19 protein-coding genes are annotated in these 20276 nt (G+C 54.5%); 11 read left to right on the plus strand and 8 right to left on the minus strand.

Features of this window, described 5'->3' with window-relative positions:
• Positions 1–13: 13 nt before the first annotated feature.
• The 8 genes from lepA to BJL95_RS03195 are packed head-to-tail and all read left to right on the plus strand — an operon-like array spanning position 14 to position 6818.
• Entirely contained in the window at positions 14–1813 is a 1800-nt protein-coding gene (gene lepA / locus BJL95_RS03160) for a translation elongation factor 4 (protein WP_064031569.1), read from the plus strand.
• Positions 1814–1828: 15 nt separating this feature from the next.
• Positions 1829–2605 carry a signal peptidase I gene (lepB, locus tag BJL95_RS03165; RefSeq protein WP_064031568.1) on the plus strand — a complete coding sequence of 259 codons (777 nt, stop codon included), beginning with the start codon at positions 1829–1831 and terminating at the stop codon, positions 2603–2605.
• 45 nt (positions 2606–2650) lie between these two features.
• The gene (locus tag BJL95_RS03170; protein ID WP_071155422.1) at positions 2651–3028 is read left to right on the plus strand and encodes a DUF4845 domain-containing protein; all 378 of its coding nucleotides are present in this window, start codon (positions 2651–2653) and stop codon (positions 3026–3028) included.
• The gene (gene rnc / locus BJL95_RS03175) at positions 3025–3708 is read left to right on the plus strand and encodes a ribonuclease III (protein WP_071155424.1); all 684 of its coding nucleotides are present in this window, start codon (positions 3025–3027) and stop codon (positions 3706–3708) included. Before BJL95_RS03170 ends, rnc begins: the two co-directional genes overlap by 4 nt.
• Positions 3705–4595, plus strand: coding sequence for a GTPase Era (era, locus tag BJL95_RS03180; RefSeq protein WP_071155426.1), 891 nt, complete (start codon positions 3705–3707; stop codon positions 4593–4595). The genes rnc and era overlap by 4 nt, the downstream gene beginning before the upstream one ends.
• Entirely contained in the window at positions 4595–5296 is a 702-nt protein-coding gene (gene recO / locus BJL95_RS03185) for a DNA repair protein RecO (protein ID WP_064031564.1), read from the plus strand. Before era ends, recO begins: the two co-directional genes overlap by 1 nt.
• A gap of 33 nt (positions 5297–5329) precedes the next feature.
• Positions 5330–6073, plus strand: a complete 744-nt coding sequence (pdxJ, locus tag BJL95_RS03190) for a pyridoxine 5'-phosphate synthase (protein ID WP_071155428.1) — start codon at positions 5330–5332, stop codon at positions 6071–6073.
• A 4-nt stretch (positions 6074–6077) separates the two neighbouring features.
• Complete coding sequence (locus BJL95_RS03195) at positions 6078–6818, plus strand: PP2C family serine/threonine-protein phosphatase (protein ID WP_064031562.1); 741 nt, start codon at positions 6078–6080, stop codon at positions 6816–6818.
• Positions 6819–6919: 101 nt separating this feature from the next.
• On the opposite strand, the gene BJL95_RS03200 is transcribed toward BJL95_RS03195, so the two are convergent.
• The 5 genes from BJL95_RS03200 to epmB all read right to left on the minus strand — a co-directional run bounded on the left by BJL95_RS03200 (position 6920) and on the right by epmB (position 14672).
• Positions 6920–7873: a sigma-54-dependent Fis family transcriptional regulator gene (locus BJL95_RS03200; protein WP_064031561.1), complete on the minus strand. Its 954-nt coding sequence runs from the start codon at positions 7871–7873 to the stop codon at positions 6920–6922.
• Between the two features lie 10 nt (positions 7874–7883).
• The gene (locus BJL95_RS03205; RefSeq protein WP_064031560.1) at positions 7884–8609 is read right to left on the minus strand and encodes a sulfite exporter TauE/SafE family protein; all 726 of its coding nucleotides are present in this window, start codon (positions 8607–8609) and stop codon (positions 7884–7886) included.
• Positions 8610–8660: 51 nt separating this feature from the next.
• Entirely contained in the window at positions 8661–9608 is a 948-nt protein-coding gene (locus tag BJL95_RS03210; RefSeq protein ID WP_071155430.1) for a diguanylate cyclase, read from the minus strand.
• Positions 9609–9612: 4 nt separating this feature from the next.
• Entirely contained in the window at positions 9613–13599 is a 3987-nt protein-coding gene (locus tag BJL95_RS03215; protein WP_071155432.1) for a PAS domain-containing protein, read from the minus strand.
• 86 nt (positions 13600–13685) lie between these two features.
• Positions 13686–14672 (minus strand): EF-P beta-lysylation protein EpmB, encoded by a 987-nt coding sequence (gene epmB, locus BJL95_RS03220; protein WP_071155512.1) that lies wholly within the window; start codon positions 14670–14672, stop codon positions 13686–13688.
• A gap of 73 nt (positions 14673–14745) precedes the next feature.
• On the opposite strand from epmB, the gene efp reads away from it, so the two are divergent.
• Together efp and epmA are read left to right on the plus strand one after the other, a co-directional pair.
• Positions 14746–15315 (plus strand): elongation factor P, encoded by a 570-nt coding sequence (gene efp, locus BJL95_RS03225; RefSeq protein WP_064031574.1) that lies wholly within the window; start codon positions 14746–14748, stop codon positions 15313–15315.
• Positions 15315–16295, plus strand: a complete 981-nt coding sequence (epmA, locus tag BJL95_RS03230) for an EF-P lysine aminoacylase EpmA (protein WP_071155434.1) — start codon at positions 15315–15317, stop codon at positions 16293–16295. The genes efp and epmA overlap by 1 nt, the downstream gene beginning before the upstream one ends.
• Before the next feature lie 101 nt (positions 16296–16396).
• On the opposite strand, the gene BJL95_RS03235 is transcribed toward epmA, so the two are convergent.
• The 3 genes from BJL95_RS03235 to BJL95_RS03245 all read right to left on the minus strand — a co-directional run bounded on the left by BJL95_RS03235 (position 16397) and on the right by BJL95_RS03245 (position 19079).
• Entirely contained in the window at positions 16397–16669 is a 273-nt protein-coding gene (locus tag BJL95_RS03235) for a hypothetical protein (RefSeq protein WP_064031556.1), read from the minus strand.
• A 239-nt stretch (positions 16670–16908) separates the two neighbouring features.
• On the minus strand, positions 16909–18702 hold the full coding sequence (gene aspS, locus BJL95_RS03240) for an aspartate--tRNA ligase (RefSeq protein WP_071155436.1): 1794 nt from the start codon (positions 18700–18702) through the stop codon (positions 16909–16911).
• Positions 18703–18809: 107 nt separating this feature from the next.
• On the minus strand, positions 18810–19079 hold the full coding sequence (locus tag BJL95_RS03245; RefSeq protein ID WP_064031554.1) for an FmdB family zinc ribbon protein: 270 nt from the start codon (positions 19077–19079) through the stop codon (positions 18810–18812).
• 109 nt (positions 19080–19188) lie between these two features.
• On the opposite strand from BJL95_RS03245, the gene pyrC reads away from it, so the two are divergent.
• Entirely contained in the window at positions 19189–20223 is a 1035-nt protein-coding gene (pyrC, locus tag BJL95_RS03250) for a dihydroorotase (RefSeq protein WP_071155514.1), read from the plus strand.
• Positions 20224–20276: the final 53 nt, after the last annotated feature.

Consider the following 20276-nt stretch of genomic DNA (forward strand, 5'->3'; position numbering starts at 1 on the left):
ATCACCTGACTCAGTGGACCAGAAACATATTCGAAATTTCTCCATCATCGCCCATATCGATCACGGTAAATCGACGTTGGCGGATCGCTTCATCCAGATTTGCGGCGGGTTGAGCGACCGGGAGATGGAGTCGCAGGTGCTCGATTCGATGGATCTGGAACGCGAACGCGGCATCACGATCAAGGCGCAAAGCGTCACATTGGATTATCAAGCCGGCGACGGCGAAACCTATCAACTGAATTTCATCGATACGCCCGGCCACGTGGATTTTTCCTACGAGGTTTCCCGCTCGCTGGCGGCCTGCGAAGGCGCGCTGTTGGTGGTGGATGCCGCGCAGGGTGTCGAAGCGCAAAGCGTCGCCAATTGCTATACCGCGATCGAGCAAGGTCTGGAAGTCGTGCCGGTGTTGAACAAAATCGATTTGCCGTCGGCGGAACCCGAGCGGGTGATGACCGAGATCGAGGACGTAATCGGTATTCCAGCCGACGAGGCTTGCCGGATCAGCGCCAAAACCGGTTTGAATGTCGAGTCGGTGCTGGAGCAGTTGATTCAAAAGATTCCTCCGCCCAGCGGCAACGAAGCAGGGCCGTTACAGGCCTTGATCATCGACTCCTGGTTCGACAACTATTTGGGGGTGGTGTCGCTGGTGCGCATCGTCAACGGCAGCCTGCGCCGCAAGCAAAAGATCACGGTGATGTCGACCGGCAAGTCCTATCTGGCGGAAAAACTGGGTGTGTTTACCCCCAAACAACTGGAAAAGCAGGATTTGGGGACTGGCGAGGTCGGTTTCGTCGTTGCCGGGATTAAGGATATCTTCGGAGCGCCGGTCGGCGACACGATTACCGGCGCCGACAATCCGGCCGCGGAAGCCTTGCCCGGTTTCGAAAAAGTTCAGCCTAGGGTATTCGCCGGTTTGTATCCGGTCAGTTCCGACGATTTCGGCGCGATGCGGGAGGCGCTGGACAAGTTGCGTCTTAACGATTCGGCGTTGAATTTCGAGCCGGAGACCTCGCAAGCCTTGGGTTTCGGTTTTCGCTGCGGTTTCCTGGGCATGCTGCATATGGAAATCGTTCAGGAGCGCTTGGAGCGCGAGTACGATATCGATTTGATCACGACCGCGCCGACGGTGGTTTACGAAGTCGAGACGCATAACGGCGAAGTGTTGATGGTGGATAATCCTGCCAAGTTGCCGGATCCAGGCACCATTACCGAAGTGCGAGAACCGATTATTTTGGCGAACATTCTGGTGCCGCAAGCCTATCTGGGCAGCGTGATCAATCTGTGTATCGAAAAGCGCGGCGTACAAAAAAATATGCAATACGTCGGCGGTCAGGTGAGTTTGAACTACGAACTGCCGATGAGCGAAGTGGTACTGGATTTCTTCGATCGTCTGAAGTCGGTCAGTCGCGGCTACGCCTCGTTCGATTACGAGTTTGTCCGTTTCGAGCCGGCGCCTCTGGTGAAACTGGATGTGTTGATTAACGCCGACAAGGTCGATGCCTTGTCGATTATCGTGCATCGCGATCAGGCTCAGAATCGTGGCCGCGATCTGGTCGAGAAAATGAAAGACCTGATTCCGCGCCAGATGTACGAAGTGGCGATCCAAGCCGCGATCGGTTCCAAAATCATCGCCCGCTCCACGGTCAAGGCGATGCGGAAGAACGTGACCGCCAAATGCTACGGCGGCGACATCACCCGTAAGAAAAAGCTGTTGGAAAAACAAAAGGCCGGCAAAAAGCGGATGAAGCAAGTGGGTAGTATCGAAATTCCGCAGGAAGCCTTCCTGGCGGTGTTGCAGGTCAACAAAGAATAGTGACGGTTTATTAGCATGGATTACGATTTTTCCTTTTTTCTGGTGGCGGCAACCTTCGTTACCGGCGTGATTTGGGGCGGATATTGGTTGTATCTGCGCCAGACTCAACAGCCCTATCCGGTCGAGAAAGAACCGGTGTTGGTGGAATACGCCCGCTCGTTTTTCCCGGTTGTGTTGATCGTGTTGCTGCTGCGTTCGTTTTTGTTCGAGCCGTTCCGGATTCCGTCCGGCTCGATGATGCCGACGCTGCTGGTCGGCGATTTCATTTTGGTCAACAAATTTACCTACGGCGTGCGCTTACCGGTGATTAATAAAAAAATCATCGAAATGAACGAGCCAAAGCGCGGGGATATTGTGGTGTTCCGCTTCCCGAAACAACCGTCGGTCGATTACATCAAGCGCGTGATCGGCTTGCCGGGGGACCGCATCGGTTATTTCGAAAAAGTGATTTACGTGAACGGCCAGCCGATCAAACAAGTCTCGCTGGGGCGTTATCAGGGCGTCGGTCAAGGTGTCGGCATGAGTGGAGCCGAGCGTCTGGAAGAAGATTTAATGGGCGTCGAACACTCGATTTTGATCAGCCGCGGCGTGTCGACGGTACAAGACGTATTCGTCGTGCCCGAAGGTCACTATTTTGTAATGGGCGACAATCGCGACAACAGTAACGACAGCCGCTATTGGGGGTTTGTGCCTGAAGCTAACTTGGTCGGCAAGGCGTTTTTTATCTGGATGAATTGGGATTGGGAAAATAAGGGCATTGCTTTCGATCGACTCGGCACTAGGCTACGCTAAGCCGACCGGCGGTCGATTCCTATTTAACTCGTTTGGGGACATCCTATGCCGACATCGATCAAGCATCAGCGCGGGCTGACGTTTATTTCCATCGTTTTTATTCTCGGGCTGATCGCATTCTTTACGCTATTGGTGTTGAAGATCGCGCCAATTTATATCAATCATAGTCGGGTGATGAACGCCTTGAAGGCAGTGGAAGCGACCACCGATATCGCCAGCAAGTCCAAAGCCGAGATCAAGTCCAGTTTGGAAAAACGTTTCGACTTGAACTACGTGGAATACGTTAAGCCGGAAGATGTCAAGATTGTTGCCCAACCCGGTTACGTCAGCGTCGAGATCGATTACGAGCGAGTGGAACCCATCTTTGGGAACTTAAGCGTGCTGGTGGAGTTTCACGAAGGATTCGAAGCCGGGAACAAGTGATAAAAAAGCCGGAAATACTCGCGAAAAAATTGGGATTGACCTTCCAAAATCCCGGATTGCTGGCCGTGGCCCTGACGCATCGCAGTGTCGGTGCCAAGAATAACGAGCGTCTGGAATACTTGGGCGACTCGGTGCTCGGTTTTGTCATCGCGCAAAAGTTGTACGAATCGTTTCCCGAGGCCGGCGAAGGCGTATTGAGCCGCTTGCGTGCGAGCCTGGTCAATCAGAATTCACTGGCCGAATTGGCGCGTGAGCATAATCTGGGCGAGTACTTGATACTGGGGTCCGGCGAACTGAAAAGCGGCGGTTTTCGCCGCGATTCGATACTGTCCGATGCGCTGGAAGCGATTATGGGTGCTTTGGTCGAGGATCAGGGCGTCGAGGCTTGCCGGACCTGGATATTGGGCTTGTTCGCCGACAAATTGGCCGAGCTGAAAGCCGACGATTGGGTCAAGGATCCTAAAACCCGTTTGCAGGAGTTGATGCAAGCTAAACGCAAACCCTTGCCGATTTACGAATTGGTCGCGATGTCGGGTGTCGACCACGCGCAAACCTTCGAGGTCAGGTGTAAAGTAGCCGTCACCGATCAGGTTTCCCAGGCTAGCGGTATTTCCCGTAAGAAAGCCGAACAGGCCGCAGCCGAGAAAATGTTGAATTTACTTTTGAATACGGATCAATGAACTGCGGACATGTTGCGTTAATCGGTAGGCCGAATGTCGGCAAATCCACGTTAATGAATCACTTGCTGGGACAAAAGCTCAGCATCACCTCCCGTAAACCTCAAACCACGCGTCATCGTATCCTCGGCATCAAGACCACCGGTGCCGGGCAGGCTATTTTCGTCGATACGCCCGGTATGCACCGTGATGAAAAAAAAGTGCTGAACCGCTATTTGAATAAAACCGCCGACAGCTCCTTGCTGGGTGTCGATTTGGTGTTATGGCTGTTGGACGGTTTGTATTGGCACGAATACGACGAACAAATCTTCAGAAAGCTGGAGCAGGCCGGTTTACCGGTGATTTTGGTCGTGAATAAGATCGACAAGGTGAAGGACAAGCAGGCCGCGCTGGCCTTCTTTGACGAGGCGGCCAAAAAGTTTCCGTTCAAGCACATTGTGCCGGTATCGGCGTTGAAAAGCACCAATCTCGAAGAACTGGAGCGCCAAATTATGGCTTTGTTGCCGGAGGCCGAGCCGATCTTTCCGGAAGATCAAATTACAGACCGCTCGGAACGCTTTTTTGCCGCCGAGATCATCCGCGAGAAATTGACGCGCCGATTGGGTGACGAATTGCCGTATGCATTGACCGTTGAAATCGAGTTATACGAAGAACATCCCAGTCTGACGAAGATTTACGCCAATATTTGGGTTGAGCGTAGCAGTCAAAAAAGCATCGTTATCGGTAAACAGGGCGAAAACCTGAAAAAAATCGGTACCGAAGCGAGAGTGGACATCGAAAAACTGATAGACCAAAAAGTGTTTTTGCAGCTTTGGGTCAAAGTCAAAAAAGGCTGGTCGGACAACGAACGCGCCTTGCAAAGTTTGGGATTTCTCGACAGCGCGGAGTGATGTCCGACTCGACGGTTTATTTGCAGCCGGCTTATATCCTGCAACACCGGCCGTATCGTGAAACCAGTCTACTGCTCGAGGTTTTCACCCGGGACTATGGCATCGTGTCGATGTTGGCGAAAGGCGTACGCAAGCAAAAATCCAAATCAGCCGGGCTTTTGCTACCGTTCACAGCGTTGAAATTGTCGTTTTCCGATCGCGGTGAATTGAAGACTCTGGTGGGTAGCGAGTTTGTCCGCCAGTATCCCCTCGAGCGCTTGGCGTTGTATTGCGGCTTTTATGTGAACGAACTGGTCCAATTGTTTTTACATCGCCACGACCCGCACCCGGCATTGTTTGCGGTTTACCGGGCAGCATTGCGAGATTTGACCTTGGGTGTCGGTATCGAGCAAACCTTGCGTTATTTCGAATTGGATTTGCTCAGGGAGGCGGGGTACGAGGTTGAGTTGGCGGTCGCGGCGGATCGTGCGCCGATTTCGCCGCGCGAGCGCTACGACTATCGCGCCGATCAGGGCTGGGTACTTGATGCCGGTGGCCGAGCGAGCGGGACAACCTTGCTGGCCTTGGCCAAGCGAGATCGGCTTCAGGACGGCATTGCCGCCGAAGCCAAGGTGATATTGCGCCAGCTTCTGGACGGTCATCTGCGAGGGCGGCCGTTGAAGAGTCGCGAAGTGCTGGCGACGATGTTGAAACATCTATGAATAAATTCACGATAGGATGGGTAATTGCAGCGAATGACTAAGCAACCGATACTACTGGGTGTCAATATCGATCACGTCGCCACGGTGCGTCAAGCCCGCGGTACCCGATATCCCGATCCCGTGCATGCGGCCTTGATGGCCGAGCAGGCCGGAGCCGACGGAATTACCGCTCATTTGCGCGAGGATAGACGCCATATTCAGGATAGAGATATCGATTTGCTGAAGCAGGTGTTGCAGACCAAGTTGAATCTGGAGATGGCGGTCACGGATGCGATGTTGGATCTCGCTTGCCGGGTGCGGCCGCAAGCGTGTTGTTTGGTACCGGAGCGCCGTGAGGAATTGACGACCGAAGGCGGTCTGGATGTCGCGGGAGCCTTGGCGCGGATGCGAGGGGCGTGTAGGCGCTTGGCCGACGTCGGCGTGGAAGTCTCGCTATTCATCGATCCCGAGCTGGCGCAGATCGATGCGGCTGTGCAGGCGGGCGCGCCGGTTGTCGAATTGCATACCGGTCGTTACGCCGATGCCGACAGTCGAGATAGTCGGCTGGCGGAATTGGAGCGCATAAAGGTCGCGGCGGAGTACGCCTATCGTGAGGGCTTGCAAGTCAATGCCGGCCACGGGTTGACCTTGAACAACGTTGAGGCGATTTGTCGAATTCCAACCATAGTCGAGTTGAATATCGGTCATGCGTTGATCGCCCAAGCGTTGTTTGGCGGATTGGCGCAAGCGGTCGGCGACATGAAGCGGGTTATGCGTGAGGCGCGCGCCCAAGTTTAGCCCGATGTTGACAGAGCTGGAGTTTTATCAATTGACCGCGATAGGCAATCGCGACGTCAATCAGGATTGCATGGCGCACCGGGTGTGCGCCGACTATGCGGTTTTCGTGGTGGCCGACGGCCTAGGGGGGCACCATGCCGGTGAAAAGGCGTCGCAGTTTTTTTGCCGTTTACTGGTGGCGTTGGCCGACAAATACCAGCCGCAGATTCATCTGCGCGGCGAATCGGCCGTGCAGGCTTGGATTGCCGACACGATAGGTAAAATGCGCGAGTTGTTCGCCGGCGATCCCGACGGCAGCAACGCCCATACCACCTGTGCCATTTTGTATCTGGATCCGCGTCAGGCCATCACCGCGCATTGCGGGGATTCGCGAATTTACCGGATCAATCCCGAGCGGGTGCTTTGGCGCACCAAGGATCATTCGGTGCCGCAGCAATTGTATGACGAGGGCAGAATTAGCGAGTGGGAAATGGGCGCGCATCCCGATCAGCATAAATTGACCCGCAGTATCAATGTGTTGATGCCGGCTCAGGTTGACGTAGTGCGTTGCCCGCCGATGTTGGAAGGGGAGACGTTCGTATTGTGCAGCGACGGGTTTTGGGAGTTCGTCAAGGAGCAAGAGATGCTGACATTATCGCAACCGGACAGCGGAAAAGCAGAGCTTAGGAAAATGGCGAAAATGGCGGTGTTGCGCGCGCAAGGCCACAGCGATAACGTCACTGTTCAATGGGTGCGCAAGCTTTAAGTCAAACGTCGTGCGGCATTTTGCCTTAGGGCGTGAAAAAGGCCGAGCCGCTCGCTGAGCGGTTCGGCCTTGTCGGTTGGTCGGATAATATAGGCAGACGCTTAATGTGTTGCCAATCCGTGTTTTTGAATTCTATAAAGTAATGTATCGCGAGAGATGCCCAGCAACCTCGCCGATTTACTGCGGTTGCCCTTGGTTCGGCGCAGTGCCTGTAAGATCATGTCCGCTTCCAATGCGTCCAATTGCAGGCCAAGTTCGGGTAAGGTAAATGCTGAACTTGGATTGGCGGGGCCGCGATTGAATTCATGGGGCAGGTTTTCAGGTTCGATGACCTTGCCTGACAACAAAATGCTGAGGCGCTCGCACAGATTGCGCAGCTCGCGAACATTGCCCGGCCACTTGTAGGATTTCAAGGTCCTTAACGCGTGCCGGCTGAAAGTTGGCGGTTCCAGACTGTGGGCCGCCGAGAAATGGGTAAAGAAGTGATTGGCCAGCAGCTCAATGTCGTCGGTACGTTGATGAAGAGCCGGAATTTCAAGAGGAACCACATTCAGGCGGAAATACAAGTCCTGCCGAAATTCGCCGAAATCTATCAGTTTGCTCAGATCGGCGTTGGAAGCGGCGATGACACGGACGTTGACTTTATAGGGTTTAGTGCCTCCGACCGGAAGGCATTCGCCGGATTCCAAGAAACGCAACAATTTGGACTGGATCGAAAACGGCAATGAGTTGATTTCGTCAAGAAATAATGTGCCGCCGTCGGCCGCTTGAAACAGGCCTTGTTTGTCGCCCACCGCGCCGGTAAACGCACCTTTTTTATGTCCGAAGATCTCGGATTCCACCAAACCTTCCGGCAATGCCGCGCAGTTTAGTGTGATGAACGGTTTGTTGGCTCTAGGGCTTTCTTTTTGGATGGCGGTGGCAAGTACTTCCTTGCCTGTGCCGGTCTCGCCTTTGATCAAAACGGTTACGTCGGTTGCCGCAACGATGCGCGCGCTACGGATTAGCGCCTCGATAGCCGGAGATTGACCGATAATAGGATCGAAATTATCCACTGCTAACCTCTCAAAACGTCGTTATATGTTCAACCCGCATTGGATTAAGCCAGGGGAAGGCCGCCAACAAAGCGAAGATGATAAACAAGGTGCCCGCGAGATGTTTTAATTGTCGGGATTTGTAAAGCCTTGTTAAGAGCGTAGTCATTATACCGACACCCATCACCGCAGGTAAAGTCCCTAGACCGAAAGTGAGCATAGTCAAGGAACTATGGATAACATTTCCGGTCGTCGCGGCCAGAGCGAGCGCCGTATATATCAAACCGCAAGGTAGCCACCCCCAGACCATCCCGAATAGGAAGGCCTGAGTACGGTTTTTTACCGGTATCAGACGGCGGCCGAAGGGTTCTATCAGTTTCCAGAAACGTGAGCCCATTTTCTCAATATAGGCGAAGCGCGGGAACCAGCCCGCTATATACAGACCGGCGCCGGCCATGATGATCGCCGACAGCAATTGCAATACCCGGTGAGCATCGCCTTGACTTAAAGGCAGGCTTAGAAAGGTCTCGAGCATGCCGGCCAGAGCGCCCGCCACGGTGTAACTGAACACTCGGCCGAGATTGTAGTTCAGGACGATGCTAAATAATTTGAGTTTGTCGTTGCGTAATTCGGGCTTCAGGCTGTAAGTCAACGATCCGATAATCGAGCCACACATGCCGATACAATGCAGGCTGCTGAGCAATCCCATGACAAAGGCGGCGAAATACGAAGCGTTGAAATCGAGATAGAGGTGCATGATGAAACCGGAGACAGACGACCGCGCGATTATAGTCGTTTTTATTTGGGACTAAGTGTCGGCGTCGCCACTCGGCGTGTCGAACGTCTGTTTATTGTGACCGCAAACTCGATTACGGCCTTGGTGTTTGGCTTGGTATAGTGCATTGTCGGCCGCGCCGAGTAATGTCGAAACGTCGTCGCGCGCGTGCGGTTGCAGGGTGGCGACGCCGATCGAAATCGTTACCAGTCGATAGGGTTCGTTGAGAATATGCGGGGTCTTCAAGTTTTCGACCGCTTGACGATACTGATCGGCCCGGATCATCGCTCCGATGGCATCGGTGTTCGGTAAGAGAATCGCAAATTCCTCGCCTCCTAGTCTGGCCACCAAATCCTCGGGACGATGGGTTGTAGTCCGCAACGACGCGGATACTTTTTTAAGGCAGTCGTCTCCGAGCGGGTGGCCGTAGTAGTCGTTGAATTGCTTGAAGTGGTCGATGTCGGCGATCAATAACGACAATGGCATGCCGTTACGTTTGCTTTGATTCCATTGGCGTTCCAACGCGGCATCGAAGGCGCGCCGATTGGGGATTTCCGTCAGTCCGTCCAAGGATGCCAGTTTTTCCAGCAAATCGGATTTGGTTTTCAACTGAATTTGAGTTTTGACCCGAGCCAGGACGATCGACGGCGAAAACGGTTTGGTGATGTAGTCGTTGCCGCCTATCCGAAAACCGTGGACTTCGTCTTCTTCGGATCGTTTGGCGGTTAAAAAAATAATCGGAATGTTGCGGGTTTTGTCGTGCGATTTGAGACGTTTGCAGATTTCATACCCGTCCATGTCGTCGAGCATGATGTCCAGCAAGATCAAGTCGAGATCCTGCGTATTGGCGATTTGTAACGCCAAATCCCCGCGCACGGCCACTTTGACTTGATAGTGCGGTTCGAGGATGTTCTTTATCAAGTCGAGATTTTCCGGGCTATCGTCCACTGCCAGAATCTTGTGTTGATTGATGTTTTCCATGAACTTAAATCCCGTGATCGAGAAGATGGTTTATCGCCTGCGCCGCGTCGATGAATTGGTAATTGGCGATTTGTTTTTTAATGGGCAATAGCGCGGAGATTAGGTTTCTATCGTCAATGTGCGCCAAAATATGGTCCAGTTGCTGATCGGCGTCCGAATCGAACACTTGAAGCTTATTGATCAGGATTGCCAGTTGTTGACGAGTTTCCAGCGACGACAACGGCAAAGGCGCTATTTCCATTGACGTTTCCTGGGGGAGCGTGATTTTGATGCTGTTGACGAGCTTGGCCATTTCCAGCGTAATCGTCGCGATATTGCTGTCGATATTCGGCACGTGCGCAATATCGAGCTTGTGATCTTTCAACGATTCCTCCAAGCGAACCAATTGGCTTTGTAATTGCAGGGCGCCCAGCGATCCGACCAAGCCTTTCAGGGTGTGAACCAGTTGGTAGGCCTTGTCGTAATCGTTGGAGGAGAAGGCATGGGCGATTTCCAGCATCGTATCGGCATGGTTCTCGGCGAATTTTTGCAGAACTTTTCGGTATACGGCGTGGTTGCCGGCCGTATGTAATAGGCCGGTTGCACTGTCTATGCCGTAAAGATAGGGAATTAAGGCCTCCGCGGAAGCGGTGGGACTCTCGGCCGACTCGTCGTGGCGCGGCGGAATCCACTTTACTAACATCGCATACAGCGTTTCGGGCAAGATCGGTTTGCTAATGAAATCGTCCATATCCGCTTGCAGGCATTTATTGCGGTCGTCGCTCATTGCATTAGCCGTCATCGCGATGACCGGCAGTGTTTGGCAGCCGGACAGCTTGCGCAGCTGACGGGTGGTTTCGTAGCCGTCCAATACCGGCATTTGAATATCCATCAATACGCAGTCGTAGCTTTGCCCACGTAGTTTGGCGAGAGCAATTTCGCCGTGTTCGGCGATATCGACGCACAAATGCGCTTGTTCTAGTAATTCGATCGCGACGATGCGGTTGACCTCGTTGTCCTCGACTAACAAGATGCGCGCGCCGCGAATGTATTGAAGCTTGCTGGTATCGACCGGGTTTTGCTGTTGGTGCTGGGCCAAACGTATCGATGCAAGATTAGTGACACCCAGGTTCACGGTGAACGTAAAAGTCGAGCCTAGGTTTTCCTGGCTGCTGACGCTGATCGATCCGCCCATCTGTTCGACCAGTTGTTTGGAAATGATCAGGCCCAGTCCGGTGCCGCCGTAGTGGCGCGTGACGCTGCTATCTCCTTGGCTGAAGGCTTGAAACAATTTGGACTGTAGCTCCTGGCTCATTCCTATACCGGTGTCGACGATGCTGAATTGCAGGCAGACGTGTTGGGTGCTACGGCTGATTTCGGTCAGCGTGACTCGCACTTCGCCGAAATCGGTAAATTTGATGGCGTTACCGATCAAATTGATGAAAATTTGCCTGAGCCGTTGCGGATCGCCGATGACCGCGTAACTGGCGCCCTGAAGGTTGGGGCGGATCAAGTCGACCCCTTTGCGCGCGCTCAGCTCGGACATCGTCGAAAACACTTGGTCCAACATCTCTTCCAATAAAAACGGCAGCGATTCCAAATGCATCTTCCCGGCTTCCATTTTGGAAAAATCCAAAATGTCATCGATGATCGTCATAAGAGAGCGCGCCGCGGTTTCCACGCGTTCCAGGTAATCGCGTTGCTTGGCGGTCACGGCGCTGTTCAGGCAAAGTTCGACCAAGCCGATGATAGCGTTCATCGGGGTGCGGATTTCGTGGCTCATGTTGGCCAGAAACTCTGATTTGACCTTGGTCGCTTGTTCCGCCTGATGTTTGGCCTCGAGCAGGCGCTGCTCGGTTTGAAGTCGATCGGTGATGTCCTGCATCGTACCCTGTATCGCAATACAGCGGCCATCTGGCGCGAGTATCGGCTTCCCTCGTTGGTGAACATGGCGAATTTGACCGTCACCAAGCACGATGCGGTGGCGAAAATCGATGCCGTTCTCGGCTTCGGGGTGCTCCATTGCCGTCTTGAACAGATTCAGGTCGTCTGGATGTACCAGTTGCTCGCAGAGGTTGGCATAGTTGGGAATAAACCCGGTCTTGCCGGTGCCGGTGATCCGATACATTTCGTCCGACCAGCTAAAGTGTTGATCCTGCAAATGCCAGCACCAGTCGCCGATGTGGGAAAGCGCTTGCGCGTCCATGAGGCGCTGTTTTTGATCCTTGAGCGCGGCAATTGCCCGGCTACGCTCCAATTCCGCGCTGATTTGTACCGCGAATAGCGTCAATATGTCGCTTGCCGGATTTACGTCCGGAATGGGACGACAATAGGCGACCGCCACGAATCCGAAGCCGTGTTGCTGGTTGTCGAGCAACGGGATCGCTAGATAACCAACGATCCCTCGATCGCGTAACCACTCGGACTTGGGAAAACGGTCCGCGACCGCCTGCGTGTAACAGCACGGGGTGCCGTTTTGAAGGTCTGGGCTTGGAAAATCCCGCGGGTCCAATTCGAGGTTTTCGACGATTTGACCCTTAGCGCACAGCGATAGGCTGCGGGCACGGCCGAGTTCCCACTGCTCCGCGATCAGTGCGTAATCGGCGCCCAGGGTTTCCAGCGCCAGTAGGGCTAGGTTATCCAGCATCGAGCCGCCGGCATGCTGCGCGGATTTGGTGATGATGTTCCGAATCGCGCTGCTTTGCTGGCGTTGCTGGGTGACGTCGGTCACCAAGCCCTGGTAGTCGACGACGCGTCCGAATTCGTCGCGGGTCAGAACTTTGCGATCTTGCACCCATTTGACGCCGCCGTTCTTGGCGATGATCCGGTAGGGTTGATGGACCACTTCCCGGCAATTGGCATCGTTGCCGCAGCTGCTAATTTCCCGAATGTAACCGTCCAAATCGTCTGGGTGAATCAAGTTCATGTAGAAAATGTCACCGGTTGCCAATTGTTCGGCACTATAGCCGAACAATTGGCGAGCGTTTTCGGTGGCGAATTCGATAGGCATGCCTTCAGCATTATTCCATTTCATCACCACCGCCGCGCTGTGACTGATGATTTGGTAGGCCGCTTGCAGGCTGCTTTCCGATTGCTTGCGGGCGCTGATGTTTTGGTGAGTGCCGCACAATCGGGTCGGTTTGCCGGTTGCCGGATCGCGAGCGACCACCGCCCCGGCGCCTTGAATCCAAACCCAGTGTCCTTGCCGGTGTTGCATCCGGAATTCGATTACGTAGGGTTCGCCAGATTCGATATGTTGGGAAATGATGCGATGAACGCGTTCGCGATCGTCGGGATGGAGCCGATTTGCCCAGTCGGAGATGTAATGGTCGAGGTCGGCGGCGCGCAGGCCCAGCATGTCTAGCCAGCGTTGGTTCACCGAATGCTTGCCGGTCAGGTAGTCCCAATCCCAATAACCGAGTTCGGCACCGTCAATCACAAGGGCTAATTGCTCCTCGACCTGTTTGCGAGAGCTAATGTCGGTCTGGATTTGCAGCAATCGAGGATACGCCGGTCGTGGCAGTCGAGTTAGCGAAATTTCTTGCCAATGGCCGTTGGCGTATCTGAAATCGGTAGCGGGCATTTCCTGGCCAGCCCGGATGTGCTGGCAGATGGGACAGGCGTTTTCGCTGAACTGGGCGGGATGAAACAGTTCGTGCACCGGTAGGTCAATCAGTTCTTCGACTGGCAAGTTGACCGTAGTGGCAGCGGTTTTGTTGACCGAACGGATAATGCAGTGGGTATCGACAACAATCAAAGTTTGGCTTGACGCATCCTGAATGTCGTAACCGGTGGAGATTCCGCGACGTCGGTCGTCTTTCAGCATCAAGATCAATAGCAGCAGAATCGCCAAGCCGGGTAGCGCGACATCGGTGCCGAATACGGGTAGTTCGTGCGGTGTCCGCAAGTGGTGAAGAAACGTCAATGCGATATTGCCTAGCAACAGCAGGCAGACTGCTATCAGCGCTAGCCTGGAAATCGGATTGGCATTGTTGGCGGACGGCTCTTGCATATCGGTGCGGATGAGGCGGATATTGATCGCTGACGAGACTCGAATTCGCGTAATTCGCCGAAAAGGTTGTCAGCGGATCGCGCTTGTCAAAGAATCGAGGTCTTGTTGGGTTCGCCGGCGCATTCCTTAACCAGTTTCGGAACCAGATAACCCGGCAGGGTTCGCTGCATTCGTTGTAGCAACTGTTTGGCCGTGTCTTCGGCCACTTCAAAATGACCAACGCCGGCGGCTTTATCCAGCAGATGTAAATAATAGGGCAAAATGCCGAAGCCAAATAGTTTTTCACTTAAATTGCAGAGCGCATCGACATTATCGTTTATACCGGCGAGCAGTACGCTTTGATTTAGCAGTGTTATGCCGCGCCGTCGCCAGCGGTTTAAAATCGCTCCAACGTCGGAACTCAGCTCATTGGCGTGGTTGGCATGCACCACCAAAACGATAGAAACGGGCAGTCCGCTTAAATAGTCCAATAATGTATCGGTCATGCGTTCCGGCAGTACGATCGGGATACGGCTATGAATTCTAAGTCGGCGGATATGACCGATACCGGCTAACGCAGTCAGCAAATTGAAAAGTTTGTCGTCGCTCAATAACAGCGGATCGCCGCCGCTCAAAATAACTTCGTGTATATCGGGGCGTTCAGCGATATAGTCCAGCGCCAGAGCCAATTTGCTCCGCGACAACTGCTGTTCGGCGTACGGAAAGTTTCTCCTGAAGCAATAGCGGCAATGTACCGCGCAACCGCCGGTGGCGACCAATAACACCCTGCCGGCGTATTTGTGGATGACGCCGGGAGCGGCGATCGCGTGCAAGTCGCCGACCGGATCGCGGCTATAACCAGGATATGCGTGCAATTCGGCGCCAAGCGGAAGAACTTGACGCAACAGCGGATCGTTGGGATTGCGTGGTTCCATGCGGGCGGCGAATCCACGCGGTACTCTGAGTGGGAAGGCTGGGTAGTCGCGAAGTATCGGAAGTTCGTCCGGAGTCAATTCCAGGTATGTCAACAAGGCATCGACGCTGTCGAAAGCATCGGCCAGCGACCGTTGCCAACGGGCGGTTTTGGGTGTCAATTTAGCTCCGGTTTCCGATTGAAATTCCAATCCATTATAATCGGCGGACTATTGTTTGTTTCACGAGGAAAAAATGGCGATTTACAGCACCAACGAATTCAGGGGCGGATTGAAGATCATGCTCGACAACGACCCTTGTTCGATTATCGAAAACGAATTTGTTAAACCGGGCAAGGGGCAGGCGTTTAACAGGGTTAAGATCAGAAACCTGAAAACCGGCCGCGTCATCGAGCGTACCTTCAAGTCCGGCGATACCGTGGAGAGTGCCGACGTCGTCGATAAAGACATGCAATATCTTTATAGCGATGGCGAATTCTGGCATTTCATGGTGCCGGATACCTTCGAGCAATACCAAGCCGACAAGAACGCCGTTAGTGAAGCGTTGAAATGGCTGAAAGAGCAGGATATGTGCATCCTGACCTTGTGGAATGACGCGCCGCTGTCGGTGACGCCGCCCAACTTCGTCGAGCTTGCGATTACCGAAACCGACCCCGGTTTGAAAGGCGACACCTCGGGTGGCGGCGGCAAACCCGCGACGCTTGAAACCGGTGCGGTGGTGAGGGTACCTCTGTTCGTACAAATCGGCGAGGTGATACGCGTCGACACCCGCACCGGCGAATACGTTTCCCGCGTCAAGGAATAGTGTCGAACATCTGGCGGCCGACATGCTCTCTCGAACAGTTGCGCGCGAGGGCGGCGATGTTGGCCGGTATACGCCGGTTTTTCGCGGATCGGCAAGTGCTGGAAGTGGAAACGCCGCTGCTATGCGGGGCAACCGGCACCGATCCGCAACTGCATTTCTTTCGTAGCCAATTCGATTTCCCTCCACAATCGCGCGATCTGTTTTTGCAAACGTCGCCGGAATTTGCGATGAAGCGCTTGTTGGCGGCCGGAAGCGGCTGCATCTATCAAATTTGCAAAGCGTTTCGAAATGGTGAGGCCGGGCGTTATCACAATCCTGAATTCACGATATTGGAGTGGTATCGGGTCGGTTTCGATATGAAACAACTGATGGCCGAGGTCGGCGAACTTTTGTTGTCGCTGTTTTCCGCCGTCCGCCCCGATCTGGTAGTCGAATGCTCGAGTTACCGAGAGGTGTTTGTTGCTCGGACCGGTTTGGACCCCTTGGTTTTCGACTTGTCCGGCTACCGTGCTTTCGCGGCGGCTCACGGAGCTTGCGAGGCCGGCGAGTTGTGCGGCGACGATCATTCGTTGTGGTTGGATTTAATATTCAGTCTCTATGTTCAGCCGGCGCTGACAGGCAAGCGGGTGTTTCTTATTCACGGCTATCCGGCGATTCAGTCGTCCCTGGCTAGGATCGATGCGGAGGACCCGAAGCTTAGCAAGCGCTTCGAAGTGTTTGTCGATGGTGTCGAACTCGGTAACGGATTTTACGAGCTGACCGATGCCGACGAGCAGGAGAGGCGTTTCGATCGGGAGATCGCTTATCGTTCCAGTCACAAGCTGCCCGTCGTTAACAAGGACCAGCGGTTTTTGGCAGCGCTTCGAGAGGGGGTGCCGGATTGTAGCGGGGTCGCTTTGGGTTTGGATCGGTTGTTGATGTTATTGACGGACTGCAAAGCCATCGACCAAGTTCTTGCGTTTCCAGTGGCGCATGCTTGAAAACCGTGTTGTCTCGATCATTAAAATGTCCCCCTCTCCGGAAGGGGGAGCACGTCGTAACTCGGTGTTCTCGGTCGGTTCGAAATCACCGTTCAGGGAACTTATGTCGGCCAGCTGAATTTTCTACCCACGCGGGCGTCTTCATAGGCGTCCAGCGCTTGCCTGACATCGTCGACAAAGAAATTTTTCAAGCCACGCCCCAACCTTTGTGCAAGCATCGGCAAGGCTTGTTCTTTATCAATGTAATTTGACGGTTCTCGGCCCTTGCGGTAATTGAACAGCGCGTTTCTAACCGCTTCGCACAAATAGCATTCCGTGCCTTCCGGCAAGGTTTCGTTTAAATCGCGGATCAGACGAGGTGTGATTTTATTCATGGCAAGCCTCTCGGAGATGAGTGTTTGACAGCAATCCTTGAACGGCGGAGGACTCGCTCCCGAGTCCTGTTATCGAAGATAACGTCTTCAGGGTGCAACATCGCCGAAACGATGTCAATGGGCTTTTTTAGAAGATTGCGGCGAAAAAGCTGGGCAAAATTTGCCGAATAAAATCCGGCAAATTTTGTGGTCGTATTGGCCGGCCGGCATGCGCGATAACCTGTCCGCCTTGGTGTGGGTCATTCCTGTGTTTTTTCGTCTTTGCCGGCTGGTTTGCGCAAACGGATGCCCAACTCCTTGAGTTGCTCCTCGCTGACTTGAGCCGGCGCGTTGAACAGCGGGCAGGCCGCCGTTTGAGTTTTCGGGAAGGCGATGACGTCGCGGATTGAACTGGCGCCGGTCATCAGCATCACTAGGCGGTCCAAGCCGAAGGCAATGCCGCCGTGCGGAGGCGCGCCGTATTTCAACGCATCCAGCAGGAAGCCGAACTTCTCGCGGGCCTCTTCGTGGCCTATGCTCAGAATATCGAACACGGTTTGTTGCATCGCCGTGCGGTTGATCCGGATCGACCCCCCGCCGACTTCGGTGCCGTTCAGGACCAAGTCGTAAGCGCGGGACAATGCCTCGCCCGGATCGGCTTTCAATTCGTCGATGCCGCATTTCGGTGCGGTGAACGGATGGTGGATGGCGGTGTAGCGTTGGGCCTTCTCGTCCCAGGCGAACATTGGGAAATCGATAACCCACAGCGGTTTCCACGGGCCGGTCAACAAACCGCGATCCAAGCCGAGTTTGACGCGCAACGCGCCCATCGCTTCGTTGACGATGCCGGTCTTGTCCGCGCCGAAGAAGATCAAGTCGCCGTTTTGGGCGCCGACTTTGTCCATCACTTTAGCCCAAACGTCGGCCGGGGCGAATTTGACGATAGGCGATTGCAAGCCGTCGATACCCGCCGCCAGGTCGTTAACCTTAATGTAAGCCAGGCCTTTGGCGCCGTAGATGCCGACGAACTTGGTCAGTTCGTCAATGACGCTACGGCTCAGCTCGCCGCCTTCGGGCAGTTTCATCGCCACGACACGGCCGTTCGGATCGTTGGCCGGACCGGAAAACACCTTGAATTCGACGTTCTTCATTTCGTCGGCGATGTCGACCAGTTCAAGCGGGATGCGCAGGTCTGGACGGTCGGAACCGTAACGGCGCATCGCTTCCTCGTAAGTCATTACCGGGAACGGGTCGCCGAGATCGACATTGATGATGTCCTTGAACAGGCGGCGGATCATTTCTTCCATTACCGCCATGATGTCTTCCTCGTTCATGAACGAGGTTTCGATATCCAATTGGGTGAATTCGGGTTGGCGATCGGCGCGCAGGTCTTCGTCGCGGAAGCAGCGGACTACTTGGTAGTAGCGATCCATGCCCGCAATCATCAACAATTGCTTGTACAGCTGCGGCGATTGCGGCAGCGCAAAGAACGAGTTTTGATGGGTCCGGCTAGGTACGATGTAGTCGCGCGCGCCTTCCGGAGTGGCCTTGGTCAAATAAGGCGTTTCGATTTCGAAGAACTCGTGTTCGTCCAGATACTGGCGCAGGTTGCGGGTGACGTCGCGGCGCACTTTCATCTTCTCCAACATCGCGGTGCGGCGCAGGTCGATGTAACGGAAACGCAAGCGGGTTTCCTCGTTGACCTCGATGTCGCTTTCCAGCGGGAACGGCGGGGTTTCCGACTCGTTCAACACTTCGATATGCTTGCCCAAGACTTCGATCTCGCCAGTCGCCATGTTCGGGTTGTGCGTGCCGGCCGGCCGGTCGCGAACAACGCCTTCGATGCGCAGCACATATTCGCTACGCACCTGTTCGGCGGTCGCGAAACTTTCCGCCGCGTCGGGATCGAACACCACTTGCACCAGACCGGCGCGGTCGCGCAGATCAATGAAAATGACCCCGCCGTGGTCGCGGCGGCGATGGACCCAGCCGCACAGCGCGACGGTCTGGCCTAGATGTTGGGTGTTCAATTCTCCACATTTGTGGCTACGCATAATGGTTCTCGAGTTGATCGGAAAAGGAATATTTCAAAAAATAAGGACGGAAAGCGCCAGGCGCGGACCGGCGTCCGGCGCGTTCTTTCTAGCGACGTTGGACAGGGTTAATGACAGGCGCAACTGCCGCCGCAGCCGCCGGAGCTGCTACTGCTGGAGGAGTTGCCACTTTCGCCGGCGACGTTTTTCTTGTTGCCGCTTTTGAAGTCGGTTTCGTACCAGCCGCCACCTTTCAGGCGAAAGCCGGCTGCGGAGATTTTCTTTTTCAACTCGGCTTCGTTACAGGCCGGGCAGATCACCAAAGGCTCCGCACCCAGTTTCTGCAGGGCTTCATGTTCGTGACCGCAAGCATTGCATTGGTATTCGTAGATAGGCATGAGCTACTCCCAAAAAATCGAAATCAAGTTGTCTATAGGGCCGACTCTTGAAGTTTTCAAGGTCGGCAGTGATAGAATTGCCGCCATTTTAATCGAAATCCCGCTGGAAATGGACAAATTGACGATTACCCGGCCCGACGACTGGCATCTGCATCTACGTAGCGGTGCGATGTTGCGGACCGTCGTCGGACACACCGCGCGGCAATTCGCCCGCGCGATCGTGATGCCGAATCTGAAGCCGCCGGTGGTTACTGTCGAGCAGGCGCTGCGCTATCGTGACGAAATTTTGCAGGCTCTGCCGGCCGGCGCCGACTTTCAGCCGCTGATGACCTTGTATCTGACTGGTAATACGCCGATCGCCGAAGTCGAGAAAGTTGCGAAGAGCGAGCACGTCCACGCCTTCAAATTGTATCCGGCCGGGGCGACCACCAATTCCGACGCCGGTGTGGCGAATATCGAAGCCGCCTATCCATTATTCGACGCGATGGAAAAGTTCGCCGTGCCGTTGTTGGTTCACGGCGAAGTCGCCGCCGCGGAGTACGATATTTTCGATCGCGAGAAGATTTTCCTGGATACCCAGTTGACCGGGATCGTGCGCCGCTTTCCGTCCTTGCGGATTGTTGTCGAACATTTGACGACTCGCGAAGCCGTTCAGTTCGTCGGTGAAGCGCCGGCCCATGTAGGCGCGACGATTACCCCGCAGCATTTGCTGTACAACCGTAACGCAATTTTGGCCGGCGGCATTCGTCCGCATTTTTACTGTTTGCCGGTTTTAAAGCGGGAGCATCATCGGCAGGCCTTGCTGGAAGCGGCCGGCTCGGGAAATCCCAAGTTTTTTCTGGGCACCGATAGCGCGCCGCATCCGACCGCCGCCAAGGAAAGTCCATGCGGTTGCGCGGGTTGTTACAGCGCCCATGCGGCTTTGGAGCTTTATGCCGAGGCGTTCGAGCAAATCGGGGCACTGGATAAACTGGAAGGTTTTGCCAGCCAATTCGGCGCCGATTTCTACGGTTTGCCGCGTAACGTCGGTACTATCACGCTGGAGAAGCGGACTTGGGCGCTGCCTGAACGCTACGGCGAAGCCGAGCACACATTGACGCCGTTGCGGGCCGGTGAAACCTTGAATTGGCGCGTCGCGGATTGACTGATGCGTGGTTCAAATCCACCGGGATGGTGGGGGATTTGAACCGGAGCGTT

It is taken from the genome of Methylomonas sp. LWB (assembly GCF_001856095.1).
Taxonomy (GTDB): Bacteria; Pseudomonadota; Gammaproteobacteria; order Methylococcales; family Methylomonadaceae; genus Methylomonas; species Methylomonas koyamae_A.